Below are 10,908 nucleotides of genomic sequence, written 5' to 3' on the forward strand. Positions count from 1 at the left end.
GAGGGGCAGTCGTGTCCCCGTGCCCCGCGAGGAGTATAAGGGCTTCCTGAATGACGTGTGGCCTTTTGCCCCTACCACCCGGCAAGAGCGGCAAGCCCTGTCGCTCACGTGGTGAGCGAGGTCACCGGCAGATGGTGTGAGGGCGTGCCCCCCGCCTCGGGGCACGCCCTCACGTCGTTCCGGTCGTCGTCGTCGCCCGTCGCGCCGCCGTGCTGCCCGCACGGCGGCGCCAGGTCAGCGACCCGAGTCGGTCTTGTGGTCCTTGACCTGGGCGGCGCTGAGCGCCGTCGGGTAGACCGCCACGTCGTCGATCGTGCCGCTCAGGTAGCCGGTGGCGCTGCCGGGCAGCTTGTCCGCCCCGATGCGCCAGTAGCCGCCGTAGTTGCGCGACGACGTCACCCCCGAGCTCGACGACACCTTGGCGCCGTCCACGTAGAGCACCATGCCGCTGCTCGACAGGGTGGCCACCACGTGGTGCCAGGCGTTGTTGTTGTAGCTGGAGGCGCTGGTCACCGTCCGCGACGTGCCGTTCTGGTCGAGGTAGAAGGCCAGCTTCCCCGCCGAGGTCAGGTAGACCTGCCGGTCGTGGCGGTAGCTCGTGCCGGTGGGCACGTCGCCGAAGCCGACGACCTGGCCGCCCGTGGTCGACGACGTCTTGAACCACGCCTCGACGCTGAACGTCTGCGGGGCGCGGACGAAGCCGTTGTTCGCCGCCGCGGACGCGCTGCCGCTGCCGTTCACGGTGGCCGCGCGGTCGGTGCCGATCGCGCCCGCGGTGCCGAGGGTCATCCCCGAGGCGCGGTTGAGGTCGGTGCTCCCGGCCCAGTCGGTGACCGTGCTGCTCGACGACGGGTCGTCCAGGCGCCAGTAGTTCGAGGCGCCGTCGGTGCGGACCTGGTTGTCGTAGGTCGAGCTCGGGATGGCCGACCCGCTCGGCGTGACGCTGCGGGCGTTGCTCGTCGTCACGTTGCCGTCGGCGTCGGTCATCCGCAGCCGGTAGCTGTACGACGTCCCCGAGCTGACGCTGCGGTCGGTGTAGGCGAGCGTCGTCTTCCACCAGGGCGCGGTGACGTTGGTCTGGGTGTAGATCGTCGAGCCGTTGCGCTGGAGCTCGACCTTGGCCAGCACCGCGTCGTCACGGTCCCAGGGCGCGGCGGTCACGCGCACGGCGTTGGAGCCCACGACCTGCACGGCCGGGGTGCCGACGGACGTGCTCGCACTGCCCGGGTCGGAGAAGTAGACCCGCGGGCCGTCCTTCTTGGGCGCGATGCCCCCGCGGGCGAAGCGCACGAGGCCCTGCTGCGCCTTGCCGTTCACCGTCGGGAACTGCCCGCCGACGACGACGTAGTCGCTCGTGCTCTCGATGGTGAGCGTCGGCTGGCCCGAGTAGTAGCCGGTGGTCGGGCCCATCGCGAACTGCGGGAACCAGTTGACCATCGCGGGCGCCTGGTAGGCCGAGTAGTCCTTGAACTTGGTCGGCGAGAGCGAGTTCGGCAGGACCTGGCCGCGGGCGGTGGCGGTGAACGCGTTGGCGCGCCACTCGACCTGGGTCGGCCGCTGCTGGGTGAAGCCGTTGATGTTCGAGCAGTCGTGCTGGTGGCTGGCCGCGTACACGACGCCGTTGGCGACGGTGGTGTCGTACGTGTCGCCGTGGCAGTCGGCGAGCCAGGTGATCGTGCCGTCGGAGGGCCGGACCGCCCACGCGCCCTCGTAGTTGGACTGCGTGCCGCCGAACCAGAAGCCGGCGCCGTACACGGTGGTGCCGTCGGTGTGCAGCGACAGCACGCCGCCGTCGGAGCCGTACTGCTTGACGACCTTGTTGACGTTCCAGGTCTTGGCGGCGCCGGTCGTCGGGTCGAGCGAGGCCGAGCCGGGCGCCGTGGTGAGCGTGGAGCTCGTGAGGCTGCCGATGCTGCCGAACGAGCCGCCCGCGACGACGTTGCCGCCTGGTGCGACGAGCAGTGCGCGGACGACCTGGTAGTCGCCGGACTTGGGCACCCAGCTGCTGAGCAGCGCGCCGTCCGTGGCCCGGAAGGCGGCGAGGCGGCCGCGGTTGACGCCGTTGGCGGAGGTGAACGACCCGCCGACGTACACGGTGCTGCTGGTCGCCGAGATCGCGTAGACCGGGCCGCCGACGTTCACGTTGAAGCTGCTGATGACTGCGCCGGTCGAGGTGCTGATGGCGACCAGGCGGTTGCGGGTCACGCCGCCGACGGTGGTGAACTCGCCACCCACGTAGAGGCGCGACTTGTCGGGCGAGAGCGCGAGGACGCGGACGACGCCGTTGAGGTTCGGGTTGAAGGACTTGAGGGCGCCCGTGCTGATCGAGTAGGCCAGCAGGTTGTTGCGCGTGCTCTGGCTGGTGCCCGCCGCGGCGCCCGCCGGGCGCGCGGAGGTGAACTTGCCGCCGACGTAGACCGTGTCGCCCACGATCGCCTGGTCGAGGACGTAGCCGCCGCTGTTGATCTGCGTGGTGGGCAGCACGTCGGCCGTCATGCCGTACGCGCTGTCGGGCTGGACGTCGGCCGGGGGCGCCGCCGCCTCAGCCTGCGGCAGCCCGAAGGCGCCGAGGAGACCTGCGAGCGTGAGCAGCAGGGTCAGGGGCAGCGTGACTGCCCGTCGGCCGTTCTGTATCGAGTCAGTCCTCGTGTGAGTCAACGCGTGTGCCCCCCGGCCGCAGAAAAGAGTGGTGACCCCTGGGCGACGCAGCCCGGAGCCGGGCTCGATAGTAGGAAGTGTTCTGGCCGTCGTGCACATCACGCCCAGGTCACGGCGTCCCCTCCCGCTCACGCCGTGACCGATGTCACCTCCGGAAACGGGCCGCGCGCACCGGCGCGCCGCTGGCGAGCGCGTCGCCCAGCGACCGTGCGCGGAGCCCCTCGGCGGCGTACGCGGTGAGCACGCGGTCCACCAGGTCGCCCCGGTCGACGCTCGGCGCGCGCAGCGGCCCGTCGGGCGCCTCGGCACCGTCGGACTCGTCGGCGAAGGCGTCGTGGGCCAGCACGACCGCGCCCGCGCGGGCGCCCTGCCGCGCCTTGGCCACCCGTTCCTCCTGGGTGACGTCGCGCCAGTCCCAGGTCGTGGGTCCCCACAGCACGGGGACCATCCCCGCCCGCCGGACGGCGAGCCAGGTCGCCGGCGTCTGGGCGCCGTAGGGCGGGCGGAACCAGCGCACGGCCTCGCCGGTCAGCGCCTCGAGCTCGGCCTTCGCGGCGGCCGTGCGGGCGCGCACCTCGGCCGGGGGCAGGTGCGTCAGGCGGGCGTGGTCGACCCCGTGGAGCGCGACCTCGTGCCCGGCGGCGCGCACCCGGGCGAGCAGCTCCGGGTGGCGGCGGACCCGGGTCAGCAGCACGAAGAACGTCGCCGTGGCGTCGTGGGCGGCCAGGGCCTCGAGCACGGCCGGCGTGCCCACCGGGTCCGGGCCGTCGTCGAACGTCAGCACGAGCTCCGGCCGCTGCGTGCGGACGGCCTCGACGGAGCCGACGACGCCGGCGGCGCGCCGCACGGTGTCCTTGAGCCCCCGGGGCACGCGGTCACGCAGCGGCACCGGTCCCCCTCGCGTACTCGGCGTGGTGCAGGCCGAGCGCACCGCGCACCATGCCCAGCCCGCGCAGGGCGGCGCGGAGACCGCGGGCCTGGTCGACGGGACGGCGCAGCGCGAGCCCGGCGCCGGCGCGCAGGCCGCCGACGACCACGCGCACCGAGCCGGCCAGGGCCGCACGGGCGCGGACGACGGTGCGGGCGACCGGGCCGGGCGCCAGCCGCAGCCCCACCCGCACCCAGGCGTCCCCGTGGCTCATGGCCCGGCCCAGCACCCAGCGCCGCGTCATCCGCTCGGGCAGCACGCGGTCGACGGCGACGGACCCCGCGCACCAGACCATGGCCTCGCCGCGCGCGTGCAGCTGCCGGCTGAAGAGCGTGTCCTCCCCGCCCGCCAGGCCCACGCTCTCGTCGAAGCGCTGGCCGAGGGCGCGCAGCCGCCGGGCGTCGAGGAGCAGGTTCCCGGCCGCGGCGACGCTGATCGGTGCGCCGGTGGCGAGGTTGCGCCGGGTGTGGAAGCGGCCGGCGGCGACCCAGGGGTCGAGCGGCCCGGTGAACTCGGGCACCACCCGGCCGGCGACGAGGACGGCGCCGGTGGCCTCCTGGGTCTCGACGAGCGCCGCGAGCCAGCCGGGCTCGGGCCGCTCGTCGTCGTCGATCATCGCCACCAGGTCGCCGTCGAGGTCGTCGAGCGCCCCGTCGAGGATGCGGTTGCGGACGGCGGCGATGCCGGGCACCGGCTGGTGCGCGTAGTGCACCCGGCCGTCCGCGAGGGCGTCGACCGTGGCGCGCGCCGAGCCCTCCGGGTCGTTGTCGACGACGAGGACCGCGAACGGCCGCCCGGGCAGGTCGCGGGCCTGGTCGAGCAGGCGGGGCAGCAGGTCCGCCAGCTCGGCGGGCCGGCGGTAGGTCGGGACGCCGACGACGACGCTCGCGCGCACCGGCGCCCTCAGCGGGCGGCGAGGACCGAGCGCAGCGCGGTGCTCGAGGTGTGCGGGGTGTACGGGAAGTAGCGCAGCTCGACGCCGACCTGCGCCATCTCGGCCTCCAGTCGGTCGCCCTTGGCGGTGCCGCGCCAGTCGTCGCCCTTGAACAGGACGTCGAAGCCGACCTTCTCCCAGGCCAGCAGCTTGTTGGAGGAGGTGTCGACGACGACGTCGTCGACCAGGCTGATCGCGTCGACCACCGCAGCGCGCTCGGCCAGCGTCACCATCGGCGGACGGCCCTTGGCGCGGACGAGGGCCTCGTCGGTCACGACGCCGACGACCAGGCGGTCGCACAGCGAGCGCGCCCGCTCGATGATCCGCAGGTGGCCGATGTGGAACATGTCCCAGCCGCCCGGCACGTAGCCCACGCGGACGCCGGGGTCGGACGCCTCGGTGCGGACGATGACCTCGGCCACCGCGGGCAGCGCCGGCGCGTCGCTGCGGGGCCGCAGCACCTCCGCCGTCGCACCCGGGGCCTCGGCGGTGAAGAGGTAGGCCTGCTTGGGCCCCAGCCCGGCCGCGGCCTCGGCGGGGCCGACCACGTCGACGTCGTCGACGTCCTTGAGGGCGGCGACGAGGCTGATCCGCTCGTCGAGCGGCATGACGGGGGCGAGGCCCTCCAGCCGCTCGACCTGCTCGTCGGTCCGCACCCGGGCCACGAGCCGCTCGCAGCGGCGCCGGGCCTGCGCGATCACGTCGAGCTGCCCGACCGTCAGCAGGTCGAAGGCACCGGTGAGCCGTCCGACCTCCACGGGTCCCACGCTACCGGCGCCGGAGGTGCGCCGTGGCTGCTCAGGCGACATCGGCCCGGGCCTCCGCGCGGAGCCGGTCGAGGGCGACGACGTCGCGGCGCCACTTGAGCACGACCAGGAGCGTGTAGCCGACCGTGGCGGCGGCGAGGAACGTGTAGACGCCGACGAAGACCGCGTGGGCGCCGAGCAGCAGCATCGCCAGGCAGAGCACGCCGTAGTCGGTCGGCAGCTTGAGCAGCGCGCTCGAGGCGCCGGGCGCGGTCTTGGCCGGGGCCGGGACCCCGAGCTCGGCCCGCGTGGTCCGACCCAGCAGGTCGACGAGGATCATGCCGAAGAAGTGCACGCTCGAGGCGGCCGCGAAGGCCAGCGGCACGACGAGCCAGCCCGGCGCCAGGTCGAGGTGGAGGAACCACGTGACCAGCACGGCCATGTGCACCACGACGACCTTGAGCGAGTCGACCGTGTGGTCGAGCCACTCCCCCAGCAGGCTGCCGCCACCGCGCAGGCGGGCGAGCTGGCCGTCGGCGGAGTCGAGCGCGTAGCCGAGGACGAGCAGCAGCGCGACCCCGATCCCCGTGGCCCAGGTGGCGGGCGCGAGCGCCAGCAGCACGATGCCCGCGAACGTGGCGACGGCGCTCAGCGCGGTCACCTGGTTGGGCGTGAGCCCCGCGACGTACGCCAGCGCGGCGAGCACCCGGCCCAGCGGCCGGTTGACGAAGATCGAGTACGGGGGTCCGCCGCGGGCGCTCTTCTGCGCCCCGCGCAGGCGGGCGAGCGCCTCGCGGAACCCGGGGGCTCCGGTCGTGCCGGCCGCGGCCGGCGTGCCGGCGGTCGTGCCGGCGGGCGCGTGCGCGCCGGGGGCACCGGCTGTGCGTTCGGGGGGCATGAGGTCCTCTCGGGCGGCCGCCGGCGGCGCGACCCGCGCCACTCAGCCCGGCTCGCGCCGACGATGGGGAACGCCAGAAGGATAAACCGTCGCAGGCCCCCGCCACCTACGATTCGCGCATGCTCCCCGGACGGCCGACCCCCGACGACCCCCGCGCGGGCACCACGCTCATCTTCATCCACCCGAGCGACGAGCTGTACGGCGCCGACCGGATGCTGCTGGAGATGGTAGACGCAGCGCGGGCCGACGCGCGGGTCGGGGCCCTCGAGGTGTGGCTGCCGACCGACCTGACGCACCCGGAGCCGGCGATGGCGCTCTGCGGGGTCCTGGAGGGGCGCGGCGTACGGGTCCGGCACCTGGACCTGCCCGTGCTGCGGCGCGCGTACCGGACGCCCGTCGGGCTGGCCCGGCTCGCGGCCCGCGGGGCGCGGCTGCTCGTCGAGCTGCGCCGGGCGCAGGCCTCGGTCGTCTACTGCACGTCGAGCGCGACCCTGCTCGCCGCCCCTGTGGCGCGGCTCGCCGGCGTGCGGCAGGTGGTGGGCCACGTCCAGGAGATCTGGTCGGCGGCCGACCTGGCGGCCCTCGCCGGGCCGGCCCGGGCCTGCGGACGGCTCGTCGCCATCTCGAAGGCGTCGGCCGCCTCGCTGCCCGGCTGGCTCGGTCGTCGCACGACGGTGGTCGCCAACGGTTCGCCCGACCCCGGTGCCCCGGAACCGCTGGCGGGCCGCACGGGTCCGCTGCGCTTCGTCGTGGCCAGCCGCTGGAACGGCTGGAAGGGCCACGCCACGCTGCTGGCGGCGTGGGACGCCGCCGGCGCACCGGGGCGGCTGGTGGTCCTCGGCGGACCTCCGGCCAGCGGGGACCGGACCGACGTGCCCGCGCTCGTCGCCGGGCTGGGCGACCCCGGCTCGGTGGAGGTCGTCGGGGAGGTGCCCGACCCGTCGCCCTGGCTGCGTGCGGCGGACGTGGTCGTCATGCCCTCCGACCGGCCCGAGCCCTTCGGCCTGGTCGCCATCGAGGCCTTCGCTCGGGCGCGGCCCGTCGTCGCCAGCGCCGCGGGCGGGCTCCTCGACGTCGTGACGCCGGAGGTGGACGGCTGGCTCTTCGGTCCGGGCGAGGTCGACACCCTCGCCGCCGTGCTGCGCCGGCTCGACCGGGCCACGGTGGAGCGGGCCGGGGAGCGGGCGCGGGCGACCTACGAGGAGCGGTTCACCGAGCGTGCGTTCGCCCAGCGGTGGCGGTCCGCGGTGCTGGGCGGGCTTCCGGCGGTCGGGCGCTGAGGGGCGGCCCCGCCGGCCGGAGGACGGCGGAAGGGGTCAGACGCGCGCGTCGGCGTGGCGACGCACGTCGGCGCGGGCCGTCGGCCGGGCGTCCTCGCCGGGACCGGTCGTCTCGACCGCCGACAGCTCGGCCGAGTCCGTCCAGGTCATGACGCGGCGTCCGCTGGGACGTCCGCTGCGCCGGCTCGAGCCGTTCTCGACGAGCCGGCGGCACAGCTCCTCGTAGCGCCGGGCGACGTCGTCCCAGTCGTAGCGGCGCACGGCCTCGCGGGCGAACCCGCCGAGGTCGACGGCCTGCTGCGGCTCGCGCTCGCTGGCGACCAGCAGCTCGGCGACGTCCTCCGAGGTGCGGAAGTAGTCGCCGTCGCCGTTGAGGACCTCGTGGTTGAAGATGCAGTCGTAGGCGACGACGTACGCGCCGGCGCCGAGGGCGCGCAGCAGCGACGGGTTGGTGCCGCCGACCGAGTGGCCGTGCACGTAGGTGAGCGAGTTGGCGTAGAGCTGGTCCAGCTGCTCCTGGTCCCACACCGCGCCGAGCAGGCGCACACGGTCGTCCGCCGCGGCCTCGATCTCGGCGGTGTACTCCTGCCCGTACGGCGCGGAGCCGACGACGACGAGCGGCAGCCGCGAGTCGCTGGCGACGTGGCCGCGCACGATCTCGAGGACGTGGTTCTCCGGCTCGAAGCGGGCCACGACGAGGTGGTAGCCCTTGGGCTCGAGCCCGAGCTCGGCGATCCGGTCGGAGCCCGGGTCGGTGATGATCGGCGCGCCGTACGCGATGAGCTCGGTCGGCGCGGCGAACTCGGTGCGGTAGTAGTCGGCGATCCCGACCGCGTCGGCGATCAGCGCGTCGGACCAGCGCACGGCCAGGGACTCGACCATGCGGTAGTAGCGCCGGCCCGCGCCGCGCCACTTGCTGCGGCGCCACTCGAGGCCGTCGACGTGCGTGGCCACCGGGATCTGGTGGGCGCGCAGGACCGGGATGAGCGGGGCGTTGCCGGCGTTGAAGACGATCGCGCAGTCCACGTCGGAGATCGAGCGGTGCAGCATCGAGACGGCCGTGTGCGACAGGGTCTCCAGGACGCGGTGCCGCACGGCCGGCAGGTGGACCAGCTCCATGCCCAGGTAGGACGAGGGCTGGTCCGCGGCCCGCTCGCCCTCGGGCGGGCGGCAGTAGACGACGACCTCGTGGCCCGCGTCGACCAGACGGCGGCCGACCTCCTCGACGCAGGTCTCGAAGCCGCCGTAGCGCGCGGGGACCCCGCGCGTACCGAGCATGGCGACCCGCATCGACCCGTTCGTGGGAGTCCTTCCCCGTGGGCGGCCCGCCCGACGTCCCGGCTGGGGTCGGCGCCTGGCCACACTGAATTCAAGCACTGTTCGTCTGTCGCCCCTTGCCCGCCGGGCAGGTGGCCGAGCCCTCGGGGGGTCAGCAAGGCTCAGCGGAATAATACGTGAGCCGCAGGGCGCCCGGCAGCGGTTCGGAGGCCCTCGGGGTGTGACGCCCGGCACCCTGGCGCCTCCAGGGCGCCCGCCACGGCCGCTCGTCGGGCCGGGCCGCGCGCGCCGCGCTGACTACAGTCGTGCCATGGTCGCGACCGCAACCCCCTCGCCGCTCCACGCCGCCGACGAGGTCGTGCTCGTCGACGCGGACGGCACCCCCGTCGGCAGCGCGCCGCGCCTGAGCGTCCACGACGAGCAGACGCCCCTGCACCTGGCCTTCTCCTCCTACGTCGGCGACGGCGAGGGGCGGGTGCTCCTGACGCGGCGGGCCCTGGACAAGCGGACCTGGCCCGGCGTGTGGACGAACACCTGCTGCGGGCACCCGCGCCCGGGCGAGCCCCTCGAGGACGCCGTCCGGCGCCGGATGGTCGACGAGCTCGGCCTGGAGGTCGGCGAGCTGACCTGCACCCTGCCCGACTTCGCCTACCGGGCCACCGACGCGAGCGGCGTCGTCGAGAACGAGGTGTGCCCGGTCTTCACCGCGCGCACGCATCCGGGCTCGACGCTCTCCCCGAACGCCTCGGAGGTCATGGAGTGGAGGTGGGTGGAGTGGGGTTCGCTGGCGCAGGCCGTACGCGCGACGCCGTTCGCCTTCAGCCCGTGGGCGGCGCTGCAGGTGCCCCAGCTCGACGAGCGGACGACGGCGTGGCTCTGACCCGCCGGCCCACGCCCCGCCTGATCGGCGTGCCGCGCTGCGTGGTCGCGTCGCGGGGAGCCGCGTGAGCGCCGCGGCGGCAGGGCCGCTCCGGGCCGGTCCCGGCCGGGGCGACGGTTCGGTGAGCTCGCTCCCGCCGGCCTCGACCGGCGCGCTGACGCAGGACTACCTCGCCGAGGTGGACCGGGCGCTGCACGACGCCATCGCCCGGCTGGTGCACACCTGGCGCGTGGAGCTGGCGAGCCCGCTCGGACCGGGCAGCCCGCCGGCGCCGCCCGCCGACATCCTGCTCGACCACGACCTGCCGGAGATGCTGCAGGCGCTCAACGGCACCGGCGGCAAGCGGATCCGGCCGAGCATGGCGTACTGGGGCTGGGTCGCCTGCGGCGGTCCCGGGGCCGAGGGCGCCGGCACGACGGACGACGGCGGGGCGGCCCACGTCGTCCGGGCCGGGGCCGCGCTGGAGCTGCTCCACATCTTCGCGCTGATCCACGACGACGTGATGGACGAGTCGGACTCGCGCCGCGGCCAGCCCTCGGTCCACACGCTCGCAGCCCAGCTGCACCTGCACGCGGGCGCGCGGGGCGACGCGCGCCACTTCGGCGAGTCGATCGCGGTGCTGGTCGGCGACCTCGCCCACGCCGAGGCCGACCACCTCGTCACCGAGCTCCCGCGGCCGATGCGCGAGATCTGGCGGCTGCTCGTGATCGAGCTCGTCCACGGCCAGAGCCGTGACCTGACGGGCAGCGCCGCGGGGCGGCGCGACCTCGACCACGCCCGCCGGGTGGCCCGGATGAAGTCGGGCCGCTACACCGTCCAGCGCCCCCTCGAGCTCGGCGCGGCCGCGGCCGGTGCGTCGGCCGAGGTGCGCGACGCGCTGCTCGACTACGGCGAGGAGGTCGGTGAGGCCTTCGCGCTGCGCGACGACCTGCTCGGGGTGTGGGGCGACCCGCGCTCGACCGGCAAGCCCGCCGGCGACGACCTGCTGAGCGGCAAGCCGACCGTGATCATGGCCCTCGCCGACGAGCGCCTGCACGGGAGCGCCCGGCGGGTGCTGCGCCGCGTCGGGACTCCGGAGCTGAGCCCGGCCGACGTGACGCTGCTGCAGTCGGCGCTCGCCGAGCAGGGCGTCGTCGAGGCGGTCGAGGCGCGCATCAGCGCCCACGTCCGCTCCGCGGGCGAGGCCCTCGCCCGCGTCGACCTCGCCGAGGACGGCGTCGCCGGCCTGACCGGCATGGCCCACCTGATCGCCTGGAGGGACCGGTGAGCACCTGGCTCACCCTCCCGCCGGGCAGGACCTGGAGAA

Annotated in this window: 9 protein-coding genes; 3 read left to right on the forward strand and 6 right to left on the reverse strand. The window is 75.0% G+C overall.

Annotation, left to right across the window (positions count from 1 at the left end; genetic code table 11):
- Positions 1–234: 234 nt before the first annotated feature.
- The 5 genes from BMY04_RS00885 to BMY04_RS00905 all read right to left on the reverse strand — a co-directional run bounded on the left by BMY04_RS00885 (position 235) and on the right by BMY04_RS00905 (position 6,164).
- Positions 235–2,496, reverse strand: a complete 2,262-nt coding sequence (locus BMY04_RS00885; protein WP_170853931.1) for a LamG domain-containing protein — start codon at positions 2,494–2,496, stop codon at positions 235–237.
- Positions 2,497–2,803: 307 nt separating this feature from the next.
- Entirely contained in the window at positions 2,804–3,547 is a 744-nt protein-coding gene (locus tag BMY04_RS00890; protein WP_198409868.1) for a polysaccharide deacetylase family protein, read from the reverse strand.
- Positions 3,534–4,481 carry a glycosyltransferase gene (locus BMY04_RS00895; protein WP_091177258.1) on the reverse strand — a complete coding sequence of 316 codons (948 nt, stop codon included), beginning with the start codon at positions 4,479–4,481 and terminating at the stop codon, positions 3,534–3,536. The genes BMY04_RS00890 and BMY04_RS00895 overlap by 14 nt, the downstream gene beginning before the upstream one ends.
- A gap of 8 nt (positions 4,482–4,489) precedes the next feature.
- Positions 4,490–5,278 carry an adenylyltransferase/cytidyltransferase family protein gene (locus tag BMY04_RS00900; protein ID WP_232506016.1) on the reverse strand — a complete coding sequence of 263 codons (789 nt, stop codon included), beginning with the start codon at positions 5,276–5,278 and terminating at the stop codon, positions 4,490–4,492.
- 40 nt (positions 5,279–5,318) lie between these two features.
- Complete coding sequence (locus BMY04_RS00905; RefSeq protein ID WP_091177845.1) at positions 5,319–6,164, reverse strand: CDP-alcohol phosphatidyltransferase family protein; 846 nt, start codon at positions 6,162–6,164, stop codon at positions 5,319–5,321.
- A 119-nt stretch (positions 6,165–6,283) separates the two neighbouring features.
- Between BMY04_RS00905 and BMY04_RS00910 the strand changes: the two genes are divergently transcribed.
- Complete coding sequence (locus tag BMY04_RS00910) at positions 6,284–7,444, forward strand: glycosyltransferase family 4 protein (RefSeq protein WP_091177259.1); 1,161 nt, start codon at positions 6,284–6,286, stop codon at positions 7,442–7,444.
- A gap of 36 nt (positions 7,445–7,480) precedes the next feature.
- Here BMY04_RS00910 and BMY04_RS00915 read toward each other — a convergent pair whose 3' ends face one another.
- On the reverse strand, positions 7,481–8,734 hold the full coding sequence (locus BMY04_RS00915; RefSeq protein WP_091177260.1) for a DUF1972 domain-containing protein: 1,254 nt from the start codon (positions 8,732–8,734) through the stop codon (positions 7,481–7,483).
- A gap of 298 nt (positions 8,735–9,032) precedes the next feature.
- Here BMY04_RS00915 and idi point away from each other — a divergent pair, with 298 nt between their 5' ends.
- Together idi and BMY04_RS00925 are read left to right on the forward strand one after the other, a co-directional pair.
- Positions 9,033–9,602, forward strand: a complete 570-nt coding sequence (gene idi, locus BMY04_RS00920) for an isopentenyl-diphosphate Delta-isomerase (protein WP_091177261.1) — start codon at positions 9,033–9,035, stop codon at positions 9,600–9,602.
- Between the two features lie 64 nt (positions 9,603–9,666).
- Positions 9,667–10,869, forward strand: coding sequence for a polyprenyl synthetase family protein (locus BMY04_RS00925; RefSeq protein WP_232506017.1), 1,203 nt, complete (start codon positions 9,667–9,669; stop codon positions 10,867–10,869).
- Positions 10,870–10,908 lie beyond the last annotated feature (39 nt).

This window comes from Microlunatus flavus (assembly GCF_900110855.1).
GTDB classification, from domain to species: domain Bacteria; phylum Actinomycetota; class Actinomycetes; order Propionibacteriales; family Propionibacteriaceae; genus Microlunatus; species Microlunatus flavus.

Coding starts and splice junctions, on each gene's coding strand:
- idi (WP_091177261.1), top strand. CDS start 9,033: ATGGTCGCGACCGCAACCCCCTCGCCGCTCCACGCCGCCGACGAGGTC.
- BMY04_RS00885 (WP_170853931.1), bottom strand. CDS start 2,496: ATGACGGCCGACGTGCTGCCCACCACGCAGATCAACAGCGGCGGCTAC.
- BMY04_RS00905 (WP_091177845.1), bottom strand. CDS start 6,164: ATGCCCCCCGAACGCACAGCCGGTGCCCCCGGCGCGCACGCGCCCGCC.
- BMY04_RS00915 (WP_091177260.1), bottom strand. CDS start 8,734: ATGCGGGTCGCCATGCTCGGTACGCGCGGGGTCCCCGCGCGCTACGGC.
- BMY04_RS00910 (WP_091177259.1), top strand. CDS start 6,284: ATGCTCCCCGGACGGCCGACCCCCGACGACCCCCGCGCGGGCACCACG.